Source organism: Clostridium sp. CS1-1 (genome assembly GCF_056135525.1).
The window spans coordinates 3500209-3520081 of record NZ_CM148680.1; the positions used below are offsets into that span (position 1 = coordinate 3500209).

At 31.6% G+C, this 19873-nt stretch carries 21 protein-coding genes and 1 pseudogene; 2 read left to right on the top strand and 20 right to left on the bottom strand.

The features are described 5' to 3' along the window. Nucleotides 1–610: 610 nt before the first annotated feature. The 16 genes and pseudogenes from AC0N0V_RS16475 to AC0N0V_RS16550 form a co-directional block, all read right to left on the bottom strand. Complete coding sequence (locus AC0N0V_RS16475; RefSeq protein WP_474459335.1) at nt 611–745, bottom strand: alpha/beta fold hydrolase; 135 nt, start codon at nt 743–745, stop codon at nt 611–613. 29 nt (nt 746–774) lie between these two features. Further along, complete coding sequence (locus tag AC0N0V_RS16480) at nt 775–1854, bottom strand: alpha/beta fold hydrolase (protein WP_474459337.1); 1080 nt, start codon at nt 1852–1854, stop codon at nt 775–777. 53 nt (nt 1855–1907) lie between these two features. Next, the gene (locus tag AC0N0V_RS16485) at nt 1908–2219 is read right to left on the bottom strand and encodes a CoA transferase (protein ID WP_474459339.1); all 312 of its coding nucleotides are present in this window, start codon (nt 2217–2219) and stop codon (nt 1908–1910) included. Between the two features lie 946 nt (nt 2220–3165). Then, complete coding sequence (locus tag AC0N0V_RS16490; protein WP_474459341.1) at nt 3166–3357, bottom strand: hypothetical protein; 192 nt, start codon at nt 3355–3357, stop codon at nt 3166–3168. Between the two features lie 76 nt (nt 3358–3433). After that, complete coding sequence (locus tag AC0N0V_RS16495) at nt 3434–4510, bottom strand: uroporphyrinogen decarboxylase family protein (RefSeq protein ID WP_474459343.1); 1077 nt, start codon at nt 4508–4510, stop codon at nt 3434–3436. Nucleotides 4511–4561: 51 nt separating this feature from the next. Beyond that, nucleotides 4562–5221, bottom strand: a complete 660-nt coding sequence (locus AC0N0V_RS16500; protein WP_474459345.1) for a corrinoid protein — start codon at nt 5219–5221, stop codon at nt 4562–4564. Nucleotides 5222–5266: 45 nt separating this feature from the next. After that, nucleotides 5267–6139, bottom strand: coding sequence for a uroporphyrinogen decarboxylase family protein (locus tag AC0N0V_RS16505; RefSeq protein ID WP_474459347.1), 873 nt, complete (start codon nt 6137–6139; stop codon nt 5267–5269). Between the two features lie 21 nt (nt 6140–6160). Beyond that, nucleotides 6161–6349 carry a 2Fe-2S iron-sulfur cluster-binding protein gene (locus AC0N0V_RS16510; protein WP_474464560.1) on the bottom strand — a complete coding sequence of 63 codons (189 nt, stop codon included), beginning with the start codon at nt 6347–6349 and terminating at the stop codon, nt 6161–6163. 87 nt (nt 6350–6436) lie between these two features. Beyond that, a pseudogene (locus AC0N0V_RS16515) lies at nt 6437–7565 on the bottom strand (double-cubane-cluster-containing anaerobic reductase). A 591-nt stretch (nt 7566–8156) separates the two neighbouring features. Continuing rightward, entirely contained in the window at nt 8157–8915 is a 759-nt protein-coding gene (locus tag AC0N0V_RS16520; RefSeq protein WP_474459349.1) for an ABC transporter permease, read from the bottom strand. A 114-nt stretch (nt 8916–9029) separates the two neighbouring features. Next, nucleotides 9030–10112, bottom strand: a complete 1083-nt coding sequence (locus AC0N0V_RS16525; RefSeq protein ID WP_474459351.1) for an ABC transporter substrate-binding protein — start codon at nt 10110–10112, stop codon at nt 9030–9032. A gap of 18 nt (nt 10113–10130) precedes the next feature. After that, entirely contained in the window at nt 10131–10931 is an 801-nt protein-coding gene (locus AC0N0V_RS16530; protein WP_474459353.1) for an ABC transporter ATP-binding protein, read from the bottom strand. Between the two features lie 457 nt (nt 10932–11388). Continuing rightward, the gene (locus tag AC0N0V_RS16535) at nt 11389–11736 is read right to left on the bottom strand and encodes a hypothetical protein (protein WP_474459355.1); all 348 of its coding nucleotides are present in this window, start codon (nt 11734–11736) and stop codon (nt 11389–11391) included. Between the two features lie 21 nt (nt 11737–11757). Then, nucleotides 11758–12156, bottom strand: a complete 399-nt coding sequence (locus AC0N0V_RS16540; RefSeq protein ID WP_474459357.1) for a hypothetical protein — start codon at nt 12154–12156, stop codon at nt 11758–11760. A 214-nt stretch (nt 12157–12370) separates the two neighbouring features. Continuing rightward, nucleotides 12371–12565: a hypothetical protein gene (locus tag AC0N0V_RS16545; RefSeq protein WP_474459359.1), complete on the bottom strand. Its 195-nt coding sequence runs from the start codon at nt 12563–12565 to the stop codon at nt 12371–12373. Between the two features lie 194 nt (nt 12566–12759). After that, complete coding sequence (locus AC0N0V_RS16550; RefSeq protein WP_474459361.1) at nt 12760–13164, bottom strand: pyridoxamine 5'-phosphate oxidase family protein; 405 nt, start codon at nt 13162–13164, stop codon at nt 12760–12762. A gap of 375 nt (nt 13165–13539) precedes the next feature. Here AC0N0V_RS16550 and AC0N0V_RS16555 point away from each other — a divergent pair, with 375 nt between their 5' ends. Next, a complete protein-coding gene (locus AC0N0V_RS16555; protein ID WP_474459364.1) occupies nt 13540–15804 on the top strand; it encodes a hypothetical protein in 2265 nt (754 codons plus the stop codon). Nucleotides 15805–16532: 728 nt separating this feature from the next. Here the strand turns inward: AC0N0V_RS16555 and AC0N0V_RS16560 are convergent. The 3 genes from AC0N0V_RS16560 to AC0N0V_RS16570 form a co-directional block, all read right to left on the bottom strand. Beyond that, the gene (locus tag AC0N0V_RS16560; RefSeq protein ID WP_474459366.1) at nt 16533–16754 is read right to left on the bottom strand and encodes a YdbC family protein; all 222 of its coding nucleotides are present in this window, start codon (nt 16752–16754) and stop codon (nt 16533–16535) included. After that, on the bottom strand, nt 16735–16890 hold the full coding sequence (locus AC0N0V_RS16565) for a hypothetical protein (protein WP_474459368.1): 156 nt from the start codon (nt 16888–16890) through the stop codon (nt 16735–16737). The genes AC0N0V_RS16560 and AC0N0V_RS16565 overlap by 20 nt, the downstream gene beginning before the upstream one ends. A 226-nt stretch (nt 16891–17116) precedes the next feature. Beyond that, nucleotides 17117–18139, bottom strand: a complete 1023-nt coding sequence (locus AC0N0V_RS16570) for a hypothetical protein (RefSeq protein WP_474459370.1) — start codon at nt 18137–18139, stop codon at nt 17117–17119. A 208-nt stretch (nt 18140–18347) separates the two neighbouring features. Between AC0N0V_RS16570 and AC0N0V_RS16575 the strand changes: the two genes are divergently transcribed. Next, entirely contained in the window at nt 18348–18842 is a 495-nt protein-coding gene (locus tag AC0N0V_RS16575) for a sterol desaturase family protein (protein WP_474459372.1), read from the top strand. A gap of 63 nt (nt 18843–18905) precedes the next feature. On the opposite strand, the gene AC0N0V_RS16580 is transcribed toward AC0N0V_RS16575, so the two are convergent. Beyond that, nucleotides 18906–19817 carry a prenyltransferase gene (locus AC0N0V_RS16580; protein WP_474459374.1) on the bottom strand — a complete coding sequence of 304 codons (912 nt, stop codon included), beginning with the start codon at nt 19815–19817 and terminating at the stop codon, nt 18906–18908. Nucleotides 19818–19873: the final 56 nt, after the last annotated feature.

The window sequence follows — 19873 nt, forward strand, 5'->3', positions numbered from 1 at the left end:
ATATCTAGTATGTATTTTTAAAATTTGCATTCCATAATTTACATATAAATACTCTGTATTTTATTAAGAAAACTGCACATATTAATAGTATAGGGAACATGACGGTTGAGCGAAGAGCTGTATATGCTACTTAAAGTGGTATATACAGTTCGACCAAAGATTATACTGTGGTCATTAAAAGTGGCTGTTTTATGGTCAGAGGGAAGATTTTATAGATTGAGGAAAAGTTTTATTATAGTCGATGTAAAATTTATTATATTAAGATTCCAACTTATTTTATAGAGTCGAGTTAAGATCATTCAGGGTGTTGATGGATTTAGTCCTGTTGATCCTATACAGCCGTGAGGTTGTATAGGGTCGAGTAAATATGTTGAATGGTTGAGGAAACCATGATTATGAGTTGTGATTTATTTTATTATAGTCGAAAGATTATAATAGGATGATAAGCTATTTATAATTGTGCAACTTAGATCGTTATATTCTTTACACTTAGACTTGGAATCTAGGAATAAATTTCATTTTAAGGGGAAAGGAAGCAGAATCATTATAGTGTGTTTACTATAATAATTGCGCTTCCTTTTTCATTTAATATTATATCTAAAAATATTATTTAGGAACATGATGACTCCTCAACTCTTCTTAGCCATTCAATAACTAAACAATTAGATATTTCATCCTGTTCTATCTGCAAATTATGCCCCGCTCTGTCCAATACAGCAAAAGTTGCTCTTGGAAAACTTTCCAAGATGCTCCATCCATCCTTATAACCTCCCTCTAAATCTTGTCTACATCAAAGGAAAATCCATATCCATTCTTCAATATATTCCTTAAAAATTTAATATCTGCTTTTTTAATTCCAGACAGTACCTCATCACTATATCTTTCGTAAGTCTCCTGGTTTTGGACTACTAAAGCTGAATTAAAATATTCTGCATCACTTTGAGGCAGTTTAGATAATAGCTCATTGTCCTTTACTAAAACAAATTTAGGGGGAGTATTACGTTTTTTTCTATCTGCTATTATACAAGGGCATAGTAATAAAAGACCATCTACTCTACTAGCTATTTTAGAAACTACTCCTCTTGAAAGATAACCGCCATAAGACTGACCAGCAAGCAAAAAATTCTCATTAGGAATTATTTTTTGGATAAATTCAATCAAAATATCAAGAATTACATCTGCACAAGTAATCCATTCTGCACTTTCCGATTTTCCCATACCTCTAGTGTCATGTAGATGAAGGCTTATTTTATCTTTATCTATATACTTTGCTATTTCTTTCAAAACCTTTTTAGTGTGATCTGGTGTTGATAAACCACCTGAACCTGCAAGACAAACCATGTCAACTCCTAATTTAAGAGCTTGTTCACATATTTTGATTACATTACCAACGTCTATTGGATCACTAAAAGGACTTCCAAAAACGCAAGCTAAAACCAATCTAACTTTGATGCTATGATCTTCACTTAAAATCCCTTGTAATTCATTGAAAGATTCTTCTATTGTTCTTTTTACATTTCTCTTATTATGTTCTTCACTTGCTGACATAACATAATTTACTACGTCTACCCCTGTAGCTGCTGCTCTTTCTGCTCCCTTTTTATTTGGGATTAAAGCTATTAGTGTTAAATCTTCTGGAGCTACCTTTTTAACCTCTTCTACTACTTGAACAGCATCTGAAAACTGAGGCACAAACTTAGGATGTACCAAAGATGTAATCTCTATTTCTTTTACACCAGTAGAAATTATTCTCTTAATCATATCTATTTTGAGATTAGTATCAACAAACTCCATGTTTTGCCATTCGTCTCTTGGACAAACCTCTGTTATGTTTACTTTTGATGGAAAAGCCATCTTCCTACCCCTTAAAAATTACCTTTTGTTTAAATTTTTAATTAATTTTAATATTAGTTAATTACTCCCTTAGCTCTATATTCCTCAATCTTCTCTTTAGAAAATCCTAATTGTTCAAAAACTTCATTGTTATCTTCACCTAACTCTGGAGCAAACTTTTTATATTGAACTGGATATTCACTCATTTTAATCGGATTATCTAAAACAGTTACTTCACCTAATTCAGGATGAGGAACCTTAACGAACATTTCTCTAACTTCACTAATATTTTTATCTTCATATACACCTTTAACATCGTATATTGGACCTGCAAGGAAATCTGTGAAATCTAATACTTTAATCCCTTCTAATAATTGTTTACTCATTTTTAACACCTCATCTATTATTTTAAAAATTATAAGTTGCAATAATATTGTTTTAAATAAATTGAATCTTCAATTGTCACCTATAAAATTAAATATTTAATTTAGTATCTTGATTACAACTTATATATCAATTACTCTTGCTTATATATTCAGTAAGTATCGTGCCAAAGTTACCTATAAATTTTCTTACTATTAATATTATTGATATTTCTGAAAAGTATTTTGGACTAAAAATATCAATAATAATTGATATATAAAGGGTTAAACATTTACATTAAGCATATTCACAAAATAGCATAGTTACTGTAAAGCCTTGTATATATGGCTTTTACACCCCTTTACTACTACTTAGTCTATCTATATAAATAATTTACTTTCTACAATCTTCCTTGCTATAAAAGCTATGTAGTTTTTTCAATAAATCAAAGTAATAATCTTTAAGAAAGTATTATCTGTCTTTACAAAAACACTTTCTCCAATATCAGATTAATATTTGCTCTTTAATCATTCCTAAAACGTAAACTTGAGTTAACGCATGTAAGCATTTAATATATTAAATACTTTTTCTATGTTTTTAATGTCAGTCACTTTTAATATTCTTATACAAAAATAAGTGTAAAGTTATAGTCTAAGAGATATGCTTTTGAAAATATTTGAGTATAAATAGAGTGTATACTTGCAGTAAAGGGCGACTTAACCGTAAGTTACGGCATGTTATAATGTTAGGTTTATGATGTTTCATCAGCCCTCACTTCGAGGACAGAATCTTATGCTAACAAATTTAAAGACTCTTAACTTTTTTCACAGTTTTCTGTAAGAAAACATTTAAAAAAGTTAAGAGTCTTTAAACCTGCTAATGAAATGAGTTGGCGTTAGATTCTGTTGCCAAAGTTAAGGCTGTCGTAATACTATAAGCCTGCTTTTCTAACAGCGCGTTATCTTAGACTTAAGTCGCAACATCCTTTTTATATCTCTTTGCAACTTCAACCATCTTATTTATATTTTTAAATGGAGTTCTAGTTCCTATACCACAAGCTGGTAAAAGTATATTAACCCCAGAATTTAAACATTTAGTTGCTAAATTTCCAGGATCTCGTGGAGAACTATTTTCAAGTGCGAAAATACTCACATTTCCCATAATAGCCTAGTGCAAGCCTCAGTCTCTCTTTAGGCGTTAATATAGAAACCACCTTCCTCTATATTTTAATATATTATTATAAAAGCATTCTCTGCAGTTTTTCAGGGTCTACTGGATAGCCTATTTCTCTTACTGTATCCATCATAATTTGTATGTTTTCTAAAGGAGTTTCTACAGGAAGACTACAGCCTGACATAATAGTGAAACCTTTTGGACTGTCGTATCCTTCAAGTACACAGTTAACAACCGCATCTGTTACCTCTTTATAAGTTCCTGCATACATAACGTTGGAAGGATCTACATTTCCAAGCACTCTCACCTTCGTCCCTATAGTTTCCTTACATTCCTTAAGACTAACAACATTATCCATGCTAAAACCTGCAACTCCTATAGATGCCATATCTCCTATATCAGTCCAGATCTTTTTAGTCTTTCCACAGATATGGAGAACTGTACTTTTTCCTCTTGAATTTATGAATTCCACTAATCTTCTTAAATAAGGGAGACAATATATTCTAAAGTGCTTAGGACTTATTATAGTACAAGAAGCTAGTGGTTCTGAAATAGTTGGAGTTAACCCTAAATCTATAACTACCTTAGCGTATTCCATACAGGTTTGAAGGGAAATTTCACATAGTTTGTGTATAGCCTCTGGATTACTGAAGAATAATTTTGTCATTTTCTCTATGCCTATAAGAAAAAAAGCATTTGAGAATGGACCTACTATTCCAGAAGAACAAGGAACTTCATCACCTATTCCATCTTTTAAATATTTCATGGCTTCTACAAATACTGGAAGCCTTCCATCCTTAAATGGATCTGCTACCTTTAGCTTATCTATATCTTCAATGCTATCTATTGCAGGCTTTAATAAATCTGCAGTGTTATCCTCTGGCAAAACAAGCTCTGCCCCCATAGCTTCTGCCCAAACATATAAATCTGTAAAAACTCTTACTCCATCCATTCCATATCTTCTATAAGCTGAAATTTGGGCATCAGCTATAATTTTACCATTTTTATTAAAATCTGAAATCTTACAACCATGAATACGTGCTACTCCATTTGCTATATTAGGATTGCAAGGTAATCTATCTACGGTTTGTCCTTTACTTAAAGCAATAGCTCTTTCTAATGGAGTCATTTGATCCTTCATTTTCTACTCCCCCTAACTGAAAATAATACTCTTATAATTATCTTAATCGCTTTAACCGTTTATTTGGTTCACTAATGCCTTTGCATATTTAGATGCTTTAGAAGCATCTGTAGTATAAGCATCTGCTCCTATTTTATCTGCAAAGCTTTGTGATATAGGGCCTCCCCCAATCATAACCTTTATTTTGTCTCTTAAATTTTCTTCTTCTAAAATCTTTATAACTTCTGCCATACCATTCATTGTTGTTGTCATAAGGGTAGATAGCCCAATTATACTTGCGCCAACCTCTTTTGCTTTGTTTACAAATTCTTTTGGTGGTACATCCCTACCAAGGTCTATTACCTCAAAGCCTTCAGTTTCCATCATTATCTTAACTAAGTTTTTCCCTATATCATGAGTATCACCTTCGACTACACCCATTATTATTTTATGTCTATTTTCAGTATCTTTTTTCTCTAAATACGGCTTTAAAACATTGATTCCAGAGTACATAACATCAGAACACATTAAAAGCTCAGGAATATAATATTCCTCCTCTTCATATAGCTTTCCAGCTCTATTCATTCCATCAGCCAGTCCTTTATCAATTGCTTCATAAGCACTAATACCATTTTCTATACAGCCTTTAGAAATCTCAACAGTCTTATCTTCCTCCATATCAACTACAGCATTTGATAACTCTTTAAGTAGGTTTTCTTTTAAATCACTCATTTATATCTTCCTTTCTATTCCACTTTATGAATATTTTTTGTTCTACTATAGTTCTATTCTCCAAATAACTGGTTTTCTCATTTTTAAAGGTGACCTTTTTATACAATAATGACCTATAATCTTTACATCTTTTCTCTCAGTTATTACTTTTTCTAAGGCTTCTCCATAGGTAATATCATTTTCTACTTCGATAGCTGTAGACTTTATGAACCCACCTTTATTCATTGAAACCGATGTTACACCACAAAGGTGCAAAATTGAATTTCCAAGCTTATTCTCTACTTTTTTAATTACTTCACAGCTATATCTACCACTATAATCCTTGTACATCTTATGACCTAAAACATCATAGGCACCCGAAGAGTCCCCATAAGATATTATTTTCGCTCCTCTTTTTATTCCTTCTTCGATGTATTTGACTATACTGTCACATATAATCCCCATAAATTTCTCTACCGCTTCCTTGTCCTTTCTTACGGCTTTATAGAATAAGAGAGGCTCAATAAGAGAAGACATTATAGTAAAAGGTCCTTGAATACTTAAAACTACAGTTTCTTTATCCTTGCTTAATTTCTCTACAGACTTTAATACCTCATTTATTCTTCCTTCAGTTAAATTTATTAAATTTAGATTTTTTAAATCCTCAATACTATTAAAAGCATATTTCCCAACTCTTGGACCTGTTTTTTCATCGCCCATCTTTATGTCTGCCCCTAAAGCTTCTGCTTCTACTGTTAGACAATAAGGAAGCAAAATTAGTTTATCATTATGATATTTCTTTAAAGCCTTAGCTAAAGACATCATTTGCCCACTGAGTAAGTGTGCTTCTGGAAAGGTAACTCCTGTTTCTTTTATAATATCCTCAGGTATTTCTTCTAGATTGTCTGATATACATTTAAAGTTAATTTCGTACTCCATCTAAATCACCTCCTAACAACTTTATAATTCATTTCCCTTTACTCTTGCTATACATGCCAGTCTTATATTTTCTTCACTGATGTGCTTCTCCTCTTCTCCTGTCTTAGGATATAACTCCCTAAAAGCTATCACTTTACATTTGCCGCATATCCCCACACAATTACAAGGAGTTTCTAGCGTAAGTCCTGCCTGCCTTTTGAAGTGTACGATATAGAATAAATTTTTATCATTAACTCTATGTTGTACGTTTTACTTATAACTAAAGAAGGTCTTATGTTAACTTTCAGTATTGTATTTCTACACCATCTCTATAAAAGCAGAAATTCTGGTATTTATTTGTCCAACATCTGTTTGTGAATAGTCTGTTTCTATACTCATATATGGAATATTCTTTTTATCATTCACAAATCTCTTAATGCTAAAAGTCTCCACAGCATAGGTATGGCAAGCTTGTAAAATAACATCTACTACCCCATCTACCTTACAATCATCAATTAACTCAGAAAGAAGGTTTATTCTGTTATCATTTGGACTCATACAGGAACAGCCGATATTCAAATACTTTTCAGTAATTGCATCTATTGGATCAATAGTTTCATCTACTAATTTACTAATCTCTTTAATCCCTGTACAGTTTTCATAACAAACAACTACTCCTCCGTTTTCTTTAATAACTTTATTATTTTTTCTGTAGCTTCACCCATAGGACATCCAGTTATTAATATTCTCTTTGCATTAGGTGAAACTTTTCTTATTCCATCTCCATATTCATCTTTAGATTTATCTATTAATTGGCCAAGTTCATCTATTCCTTCATCCTTGTCCCATTTAAAGGAAGCTCCATTTAATACTTTTAGCATCTCCAGTCCTGTTATTGGTGGTGGACACATTTTTCCTAACTCATAAAACTCCCTTAGTGCCACTCTCTCTCTATTTCTTAGCTTAATAGATTGTTTCAATTTTTCCTCTGTTATCTCTACATTAAACTCTTTCTCCAGTTTTTTTCTTAATTTTACTATTTCGTTTCTCCATACTCTATACGCATCTTCCCCTTTGTAGGTCTGTGGAAGTTGCATAACATGTACTTCTTTTATCTCACCCAAATATTCGTACATCTTTTTCTTTCCATCGCAAGTGGTTTCCCCTACAATCATGTCGGAAAAGTAAAAGTAAGGACACTTATCTGTAAGAGCAAATCCATAGCTGGACTTTATTAATGGACATAAGTTTCTTGGAAGATGCTTTTCTGCATCTTCTATTGTTTCATCACTTTTTGCACATAGCGAAACTACTACTGCTCCTGATGCATTTATAACCTCCCAAGGGGTAAAGGTACAAAAGTACCTACAACTTTCTTTCCTTTGTCTTTTAAGTTCTTAATAGATATAAATCCTTGTTTTCTTGCTTCACTAAAATCCTCAAACATTTCAGGTAATTTATTCGTTAACAACACAACTCCTATCTCAATTTAACATTATATTTATGGTAGAATTTATTCTACAGATAAATTCTACCATAAACTTGTTTGAAACTTTATTTGTGTTATTTATAGTTCTGTTGCTTTCTATTATAAAAATAAATTCTGTTCTCAATAGCTATTAAACTTTACAAAATGCTAGTCTTAACCTAAGAGATATTTCTTAGTTATGCTTATAATACATTTTTATTTTTACTTTAACTATTAGCAAACGATGTTTGGAAAAATATTAAATCAATTGGAATGGTTGGATGACAGCGAATTATTGGAGATAAAGAAAAACTTGAATTTGAAGAAACTTAAATGTGCTTTAGATAAAAGTTACTTAGATAAAGCTATTTTTAACCCTCTACGACGTAAAGAATAGAAGAATGAACGATACTCTTAGGATAAGTGGAGAATTAATTTCCAAAATATTTAAATAAGTATACAGTTATAGAATTTATCTTACTTATTTTTAAAATGCATCTTTATATTAGAACAAATTACAATATAAAGATGCATTTGCCCTGCTATAATTGTTTTCTAAACAATTTATTCTTAATTATTTATAGTCCAACTCAAAATTCTACATTTTATCACATCAAACAGGTACATTATCCCAACTAATACAATAGAGATAAAGAGGAATCCAACACCTACAAGATCAAATCGTGCGAAGTCAGAGTAATATTGAACAAAATACCCCATACCTGAGGTCGCTCCAAACATTTCTGCCACCGTAAGCATTACAAAAGAAAATTTAAGTGCAACTGCACAACCTGGGAGTATTGTAGGGAAAGCTGCAGGAAGTATAACCTTGAATAATCTTTCTATACCAGTTATTTCCAAAGTAGATGCATTTTCCAAGTATCTTTTATCGATTGTCATAGTTGCATTAACAGTTGTACCTAATATGGGCCAAAATGCTCCTAAAAAAATAACGAATATAGACGCTCCCCTAAATGTAGGAAAAATATGAATTGCATAAGGGGTTAAAAGAGTGGCCGGAATAGCACTAAATGCGTTAATATATGGGTTAATATTTTTTCGCAACAACTTTTTTAATCCGATAAATACACCTAAACTTATTCCTAAAATTAATGCCATAATATATGAAGGGATAAGTAGCCCTAAAGAACTTATTAGCCCTTTTATTAATTGGTTTAAATGTGAAAAAAACTCTGGCAAAACTTTACTAAGTCCATGAAACAAAAATGGATCTAATATTTTAAAACCATCAGTTCCAATCTCGTATAATACTAATATTCCTATAAAAATCAGAATCATTCCCAATCTATCTTTTATAAATTTTCTCATGCTAATTTTCTCCTATTTTTTCAATTATTTAGAGCTTTAATAGTTCATGTAAAAGATAAGCTTGGTATGCAGCTGCATACCAAGCTTATCACAGCTAATTATACAATATAAAACTTATAGATTATTTTTATTAAAAATCTCTAATTTTTTCTTAAAAAACTCACTGTTTGGATATTTTTTAATCAAAGACTCTAAAGCTGCTTTATAATTAGAAGTATCTATATGATCTTCAACTTTAACTTTAGGATCAGTTATATATCCAAAGGACTGCATCTTCTGCCACATTTTTATTATACTGTTTTTATAAGGATCTGTATCATATTTAATGTGCGGACTAAGTAAAAAGCTTTTTGCTGTTTCAGTAGACATATCTAAATTTTTAGTGGTCAATTCAACAACTCGGTTCATTCCGTCATCTTTTTGCATCGCTTCTTCAGCTCTCAAATATGCACGAAGTAATTTTTGTATTGCTTCAGGATTTTCTTTAAGCCAGCTTGTTTTTGCAATCATACGGCAACAAGAGTGATTCGGCCAAAGCTCATCTGGCCACATAACAACTTTCATTCCTGCTTTAGCAATTTGAAGCTCAAACCCTGTAGACACTGAACCAAAATCTGCTTGACCAGTTCGTACTGCTTCCATAACATCTGTATTCTTTTTCATTTCAATAAAAGTAACATCTTTTTTCAAATCGAAGCCTGCGTCATATAAAATCCCCTTAAGAACAATGTCAGGAGTACCGCCTCTCATAATAGCAATCTTCTTACCACGGAAATCTTCTACGCTTTTATATACCGTATTAGGATTTGCAAAAACAGGAGTTGCACCAATAATCATATAGCCACCGAACATAGTGAAATCTTGACCGTTTGCAATCTGAATCAAAGGACCACCTGTACCATAGGTTGAAATAACATCTACCTGACCTGAACTTAAAGCTTGAAAAGCATCTGTAGCGGAATTGATATAATTAAGCTCAACATCAATACCTTCTTCTTTTAAATAACCCTTGTCCTCAGCAAGGTATTGAAACACCTGGCCAGAAGTTGCCTGTGCCGCTAATTTAATCTTAGCAGTGGTTTCAGTTTTTGTTTTAGAACTAGTTGTTGTACTTGTGCTACTAGACTTTGATGAGCAAGCTGTCAGAGACAATAATGCTATCATTAAAAGCGAGATAGTTTTTACAACTTTTTTCATTTTCATACCTCTTTCATATTATATTACTTGTTTCATATTACTTGTTTTTGTTTGAATCTCATTATGAATAACTTTTATTAGATTATTACGTAACTGCATAGCCTGGGGATTATCGTATATGGTCTTTCTATCTAGCTTTTCTGCATTATTAAATGAATGCCTGTAAATGATTTTACCTGGTGATTTACCCAACACGAAAATATCCGTTGCCAAAAGTAACGCCTCATCCACATCATGAGTAACAAAAAAAACAGTCTTTCGTTTTGCGTTCTCTTCCTTCCACAACTTCAGAACCAAATCCTGGAGTTTTGCTCTTGTTACCGCATCCAATGCACCAAAAGGCTCGTCCATCAAAAGAATTGGAGGATCGATACTAAAGGCCCTGGCGATTGCACAACGTTGTTTCATACCACCAGAAAGTTCTTTAGGAAGCTTATTAAAGTTTGATTTATCTAGTTCTACATCCTTCATCCTTCTAAGTGCCTCAGCTTTTCGTTCCTCTGAGCTCATATTTTTAAATTTCTGTTTAAGTGCTATTGTAATATTTTCACCTACACTCATCCAAGGGAAAAGACCGTAGTCTTGAAATACCACGCCTCTCTGAAGTCCCGCTTTTGAAACTGGTTCATTGTCCACAAGAATTTCTCCAAAAGTTGGTTTTTCCAAACCTGCAAGCAAACGGAGGAATGTACTTTTTCCGCAACCTGATTGACCAAGTAAGCAAACAAAAGATCCAGATTTGATTTCCATATTGATACCGCCTAATATCAATTCGTTACCATAAGAAAAACTCAAATCTTTTACAGATACATCTAGCATAAGTTTCCTCCTTTTTTTATTATTATTTATGTAATATTTTTCATACATAGCTTAAATAAGTATTTACATAAAAAGACAATTTTATTGTAGTTATGTTAAAATTCACACAACTGATTTTAACATAACTACAATAAAATTGTCTAATTCATAATATTTATACAAAATCTTTGTATTATTTACTTTTCCAATAGATGATATTATTACATATACCTACATAACCATCCAAAATAATTCGATAGATTTGCAAAATATCCTTTCCCTCACGGTACTTCTTCACTTTGGGTCACCATTTAGCATTTAGCCTTGGAAAGTGATTCTCCCTGCTTCCCACAAGGTTTCACATGTCTCGTGGTACTCTTGATCAGATTTAGAAGTTTCCGTTCTTACTTACAGGCTGTTATCTTCTATGGTGGAGTTAAAACTCCATTTGGTGCCAATAACTCTGTTTATAAAGCACTCAACTTTCGCAGGACAAAAAAAACAACTTCTCCTTGATATAACAAGGCAAGGCAGCAATAAAACTATCTATTATTGAGTCAAAAACGTCCTTTGAAAGAAGAAGTTTTTCATTTAGTACGTTTTTTAAAATATCTATAATGAGATTTATTACTTCATAAAATTGGATATCTTGAAGTTCATCACAACATTGATAAAAAAATCCACCAATAGTTCTGACATCATTATTCTTACGACTTTCTAAAGTAAGTATAATGTACCCGGTAAAAACTATAGAAGTATGTGAAACCATGGAATCATATGAACGCCCCTGAAACTCTTTAGCGAGTTTTAGAAAGGACTTGTTCATTTTAAAGAAAATCTCTATATTTCAACATTTTCCGTAAATTCTTATTGTTTCGTTGTCATCTAAGGATATATTGGTAGAAATTAAAGCAAGCCATTTTCTACTTCTGTTTCTGTCCCTTACAAACACAATTTTTGCTTTTACCTCATTACCATCTTTGTCAGAGCCAATACCTACAATAACAGAAGAAAGAACTTTAGCCTTACCACGCTTTTTTCTTAAAGTAGTGTAAAGTTCTCTAAGATTCAACAACTTACCATTGTAATTGTAGTAAACCCTTAGCATTGCTTTAACCATGGCAATAGTATTGAGTTTGATTTCTAAAATTTGTATAAGAGTTTTTGGGTATGTAAACCAGATGTCAAAAAGAACATAAGATGCAGGGATGGCAAATTTTGAAGCCTGTTTGAGTAAACTAAGCATAACTTCAGGCGACTTTAAAACAACCTCCTTACGGAGTTTAGAACCATTGGTTCTTTTATCAATACGTTAACTCTATCTTGCGAAGTAAGTGGTACAATAACATTTTTAATTATTGATGAGGAAAGTAAAAACAAAGACTTTCTCCAATTAAAGTTTGGACAATTAAGGAATCTATATACAGTATCCTTTGAAAACTGATTATTTTTACCAGACTCTAAGTTTCTAAATAGGTTTTTCCAGTAAAAACAAGCATGAAAATATATTGAAATATTTTGATACAGGAAAAACCCTTTTCTTTAGAAAAATTGCATTGTTTAAGTATAGATCCAATTTTGTTGTCTTTAAAAAATCTATTTATAGTAAAATTAAATTGTTTATCAGTAGTATCATTTGATATAATAGTATTCATAAGAAACATTCCTTTCTTTGGTGTGGTGTTTTTAGCAATTCTATTATACCAAAAGGAATGTTTCTTTGCTTTATATGTTTATTCTGAAGGCTTCCGCCTTAATTTTTATGTGCGAAAGTTGAGTTATTAAAAAATAAAACTATTATGATTTAAAGAAATACTAATCATAATAGTTTATTTTCATCTTATATATTTTAGAATTTTATTACCTCAAAAGGCTCATATCCCTTACTAACCTTAATTTCTCCGCTCTCAATATAGAAAATCTCTAACACTGGATTAGAACCATTTTTGTACATACCCCTAACACCCTCAGAAAGCTTATTAAAATATTCTTCTTTCTTACTAGGATCAGTTACAAAAACTGCTTTTCCTGAAATTCTTACGTTATATTCACCGCTAATTCCCGCAAAGCCTACCTGAGAATTCGCCTGCATTTCCTTATAGACATTTTTATTGTTTGCTGTACAGAAAAAGAACTTATTTTCTTCAACAAATTGGTATTGCCAACCTCTAACCTCTAATAATTCACCATTTGTTGTAGCAAAGTAACCTATTGTTCCATCTGCTAGAACTTTTTTAAATTCTTCAATTGTCATTTTACATCCCTCCAAAATTAAATATTCCAAAAAACCTTTGAACTGTATATATTATCTTCATGACAGTAATTTTTAATCATAATCTTTGCTCTAATTACAGTGTATTTACAATCTAATGTAACCCTTCTACCTCTTTATAAATCAATATCTTACACTAATTAAATATTAATATTACAAAAATATATACTTTATAACAAAAACATACTCTTTGCTAAATTTTAAATACTACCCTACCTATTCCTAAAAAGTTGTAATACTGTAATGTTTACAATTTATTAACAACTTTCTTTTGCACTATTGGTTCTATTTTGCATATATACTGTTTGTAAGGTAAACCGAAAGCTAACGGAGAGTGATATTACCATGATAAACAATATGAAAAAAGTATCTAAACATTATTACAGAAATGTGGATGGCATTGTGCTTTACAAGATTGAAAATAACGAATGGCTTCAAGATGGAGTCCTAAAGAAAAATTTCCAATGTTACAGTAAAGACAAATCAGGAGAATGGATTAATAATTTTAAAAACATAGAACCAGTGCTTTACATGCTCCCTTCTGTGATAAAAGGGATAAAAAATAATGAAACTATTATATATGTGGAGGATGAAACCTCTGTAGATGCAATACAGAATCTAGGCTTTACAGCTACTACAACCTTTGGCGGTCTTAGAAGCTTTGTTAACTACAGTAAACAATATAGTGAACAAATAAAAAAAGCTGAGGTAATAATCCTTCCCTGTAATAGTTCTTACAGCAAAGAATACTCTAAAGCTGTATATAAAAATTTTAAAAATTTCTGCAAAAGTGTGGGAATTATAGAGCTGCCTGATCTCCATGAAAATCTAAGTATTTCAGATTGGATTAATAAAGGTGCAACAAGAAAACAACTTGAACTCCTTTTATCGAAATCACATGTTGGCTCTAAAAATAAAAATTATTGCTCTCCTATTTACATAGAAGATGGATGCTACTGTAAGAACTATAAAGGACAACAAATTTCTATTACAAACTTTATAATAAAACCTAAACATATAGTTACATCTCCTGGCATGGAGCTTATAAAATGTGAACTAAAAACAAGTTTTAGTAATTCTATTATAGAGAGAACTTTTAACCCACAGGATTTTAACGATATTTTGTCCTTTAAAAAAGCTTTAAATAGCTTTTCACTGGTTTTTAATAGTTCAAACGCTGATTTACAGCACATAAAAGCTAAAATTTCTTCTGAAACAACTGAAATTATAAGTGGACTATCTTATCAAGGCTTTCACAAAATAGATAATCAATGGTTTTTTGTTGATGAAGATAAAGCTGTGAGTGATAGCTTATATCTTAACTCCTCTGCAATTGTCCTTGAAAGCTATAGAGAAGCTCATGGTGATTTATTAGAATTCCCTTGTATTACAAAAGAAGAACTGAGGGCTATAGCACCTTCTCTCTTTAACTTTAACAATTTATCTGTAACTTCTACTCTAATTCCATACATCTGTGGTTTATTTTTAAAAGGTAAGCTTGAACATGTAGGAATAAAATATAATCATCTTTTAATTGAGGGACAAAGCGGTAGTGGAAAAAGTCAAACTCTAGAGAATGTATTGTCTTCTATACTGGGATATGAGGGAAATATTTTAGATGCTAGTACTTGTACTGAATTTGCACTTACTAAGCTGTCAAGCAGCAGTAACTTACTTCCATTAATAATTGATGAGTATAAGCCTAAAAAAATCGGAACGGAAAAGGTAGGTACAATTTCAAATATAATGAGAAATTCTTATGACAGACATAAAACCATAAAAGGTTCTCAAACCCTTGGTAAGAATGCTGAATTTGTTCCCCGTTCCTCCGTAATTCTCTGCGGTGAAATGGGAATAACAGAAACTGCTAATATTGAAAGAAGTCTAAAAATATTTTTATCTACCTCTAACCTAAATAAAAATACTAAGGAAAACTTTATAAATCTTAAAGAAAACAGCTTATTACTATCAAAACTTGGAAAAAGTCTATTAATGGGAGGATTAAAAATGAGTGAAAAAATTTTAAAAAACACCTATGATATGCTATATGAAAAATTTTCCGGAGATAACATACATAATGAAAGAATAAAGGGCTCAATAGCAAATGGTTTATTAGGACTAGCTCTTCTATTAAATGTATTTATAAGCTTAGGCTTGGATTTTAAAGAAGCTACAGGCTATTCCACTGAAGATATAGAAAAAGCCTTAAAAAATTCCGTTATAAAAGAGCTTTTGGAGGATAACACGAAAAGCAAAAGTGTGGTAGATATTACTCTTGAAACCTTAAGCAGGATGGCTGCAAACGGCGAACTTAATCGAGGTTATGATTACGATTGTGTAAAAACTCTTGAAGGAACCAAGTCTCTTAGATTAAATTATACCGTGTTCTATGATAGGTTTTTAAAGTACTGTAAAGATCATAATTTGGATATGGAGGTTTTAGGTCTAGGAAGCTTTAAGAAACAGTTAAGTAAGATGAATTACTGTGAGTCCTATAATAAGCCTACCTGTTTTTATGTGGCAAATACTTATAACGGTGCTAAGAAAACTTTTAGAGCTGCACTTTTGAATGTAGACAAGCTAAAAGAAAATAATGTAGATGTGGATTTTATGGTGGAGTAGATATTAAACTTCCTCTTATTAAATTTATTCGTTATAACCATTAGATAAAAATCGCTTATTCCAAAAATTACATACTTTTTTGTTGTATTTTATCAAAGAAATTGCACATATTAATATCGTAAGGAACATGACGGTTGAGCGAAGAGCTGTATATGCTACTTAAAGTGGTATATACAGTTCGACCAAAGATTATACTGTGGTCATTAAAAGTGGCTGTTTTATAGTCAGAGGGAAGATTTTATAGATTGAGGAAAAGTTTTATTATAGTCGATATTGTATTTATTATATTAAGATTCCAACTTATTTTATAAAGTCGAGTTAAGATCATTCAGGGTGTTGATGGGTTTAGTCCTTTTGATTCTATACAGCCGTGAGGTTGTATAGGGTCGAGTAGATATGTTGAATGGTTGAGGAAACCATGATTATGAGTTGTGATTTGTTTTATTATAGTCGAAAGATTATAATAGGATGATAAGCTATTTATAATTGTGCAACTTAGATCGTTATATTCTTTGCACTTAGACTTGGGATCTAGGAATAGATTTCATTTTAAGGGGAATGGAAGCAGAATCATTCTAGCATTTTACTACAATGATTGCGCTTCCTTTTTCATTTATAAAAATATAGCCCCATTTTCTATTTTTTTAATTTCTTTTAATCAATGGTAGAGTAGATTAAATGGCTCCTCTGGTTATCTTTACCTGTTATAATCAGAGGAAATATAAAATTTATAACTCTATGTTGTTTAGAATATTCTTAAGCTCTTTTAACTCCTCTACAGCCAATGTAACTCCCTTCCCCATCTTCTTATGTTCTGAATCCCAATCTCTAATATCATATTTGGGCTCTTTATCATTCCAGCTTATTAAGTTTAATTCTTTCTTCCATCCCCTAGATGACTCTGAAAGAATTCCTGTAGTTTCTTTAATCTCAAATTTTATATCTGCCATAATTTCTCTCCCTTTCGCTACATTTAGATGCAAGCTGCCCTACTAATAGTTTCTCAAGCTCAGCTTCACTTTGATATCCCAATGTCAGCTCGCCATTTTGACAATCATCTTTAAAGTGAAATTTCTCTATACTCATTTTAATTCATTACACTAGATACTTCAATATAATATCCCTGACAATGACTATATATGTTTTATAAATACTTAAATATGTATCAAACTATGAAAGCCCTCAAGTGTATGCCTTACACTGAGGGCTTCAATCAAATAAATTAGTAAATCTTTATATAGATAACCAAACTAAATAAGAAAATTAAGACCTAGACTTATATTTCGGGATGTAAGTCTAGCTTTGCACTGATTTATCTATACCCAGGCTTCTGCTCCATCATCCCCATTGAGTTCATCATCGGATACATAGAAGGATGATACATTCCCATACTATTCGCCATATGACATGGTTGTTTTGTCATTGGGCATGGCATCATTGGGTATTGCATCATAGGTTTCATCACTGGTTGCTGCATCATCATAGGTTGCTGCTGTACTGGCTGAATTACTGGTTGTATATTTAACTGCATTTTTGCAGGTTCCATTATCGGTTGTATTTTTAATTGCAATTTTATTGGCTCCATTAGTATTGATCCCATTTTAGGCTGTATATTCAGTTCCATATTTTGTGGTTCCATTTTAGGCTGCAAATTGAATTCCATGCTTTGAGGATACATCTTAGGCTGTATATTTAATTCCATGCTTTGTGGTTCCATTTTGGGCTGTATATTTAACCCCATACTTTCTGGTTCCATTTTTGGTTGAATATTTAGTCCCATGCTTTGTGGTTCCATCTTTGGCTGTATATTTAAATTCATACTTTGCGGTTCCATTTTTGGTTGAATATTTAGTCCCATGCTTTCTGGTTCCATTTTGGGTTGTATATTTAATCCCACATTTTGGGGCTCCATCTTTGGTTGTATATTTAGTCCCATACTTTGAGGCTCCATCTTTGGTTGTATATTTAGCCCCATGCTTTGAGGTTCCATCTTTGGTTGTATATTTAGCCCCATGCTCTGAGGTTCCATCTTTGGTTGTATATTTAGTCCCATGCTTTGAGGCTCCATTTTTGGTTGTATATTTAGTCCCATATTTTGTGGTTCCATTTTTGGTTGTATGCTTACGCCCATAACTTGAGGTTGCATTTTTACCTCTTGTTTCACTGGCGCTTGTTGCTGTGGCATAGGTTGTGGCATCTGATGATATTGCATTGGCTGCGCTGGCGGCCTAATCGCTCTTTCATCCTCTAGATTTTCCATTCTGTACATCATCATTGGGCACATTACAGGATACTGGTAAGGTACATAATCTGTCATTCCATAATTTATATACATAACTTTCCTCCCACTAAACTTTGCATCAATTTATTATATGAATATCTTTCTATTATGTTCATGATTGTTTTTTTAAAATACTACTACTCAAAAGTAATATTTTAATATATAATAATTATTATTTAATTATTACTTTCAATATAAAATTAATAATTTAATAAAAACTTTTCATCAATTAAAATAACTAACTTAAAAGGAGTAATTTTATATGCTATTGTTATTAACAATAATTTTGTCTTTACTATACTCTTCTTTAGTTGAATACTGCATTCATAGATTTCTCCTTCATCATTCTTATAAACACAGTCATATAAAAGATCATCATAGGATCTTCCATGGGGTTAAATCTTATGAATTTAATGAACCGAATCCAGGAGATGTTGTTTCAAGTAAAAAGGATATTCTAATAAGTATTACTTTTTCGTTACCTATTGTTCTAGTTATATTTACTGAAAATAAACTTTTTGCAGTATTATTTCTATTGACGAGCTTTATTTATAATTTATGGGGGGAATACGTGCATCTTTGCTTTCATAGAACTAGTAATAGTACCTTAGATAGATTTACATTCTTCAAAAACTTAAAGAAGCATCATCGTATACATCATTACATTTATAATACTAATTACGGTATATCTTCAAATTTTTGGGACAAGATATTTAAAACAAAAAAATACCCTCATAATACAAAAGTTAGGATATGATTAAAAACCATCTCCTAACTTTTGTATTATTATATTTAACTATGCATAGTTAAATATAATTTTTTAATGTACTATTAAGGCAAATATAGTTATTAAATTAAAGGTTATATGTAGCCAATTTGTAATACGTATTGCGCTAGTTTTGGGCATAGCAACCTTCTTATAAGACTTAATAGCTATAGGTAAGGTTACATAAACTAATAGGGTTAACATAGGTAATCCTTTCACAATAACCAGCATTGTCGTCATTAAATATGCGACAACTATTAATGAAACATAAATTGCCTTACCAGCTTTAACACCTAGGATAACGGTAAGTGTTCTTATACCAAGATTTTTATCTCTTTCAAAATCTCTTATCTCGTTTGACATCATCATCAGAGGAATCATAAGCCCTGCCGGTAGTGCTAGTATTACAGGAGTTATAGAATAATAGCCTGTAAATACAACATAAGAACCTAATACCATTAAAGGCCCCATAAGTATAAGAGATAGAACAGCTCCTAACCCCCTTCTTTTATATACAAATGGTTCACCGGTATAGGCATAGGACCCAATAATGCCAGCTAGTCCAATATAAATCAACTTTGGGGTACTTAAGTACATTAATATTAACCCTATAAGACCTGTTCCTGCTATACACAACATACTAAAAGCAAATACTAAAAGGTCAAAAGCAGTTCTTTCGTATTTTAAAAACCTATATGTCTTTTCTCCTGGTCTGTGGTACTTAAAAGACCCCTCATAAAAATCATTTATTAAATTTGCACACCCTTGTACAAGCATTCCTCCAATTGTAACTAAAACTATTTTAAGCATATCTATAGTTAAATGTTCTGTAAATAGCTTTCCTTCTTTATGAGCCATCAGCATACCTAATGTAGTTGAAGCTACAGCAAGTGTAAGCGATAGAGGCCTTAGTGCAATCCATAAATCCTTTAAAAGCTTCAAAATATAATCCTTTGTATATTTCATTCTCTCATCTCCCATAAATTGATATAAGCTTAACTATACACAATTAATTATACATT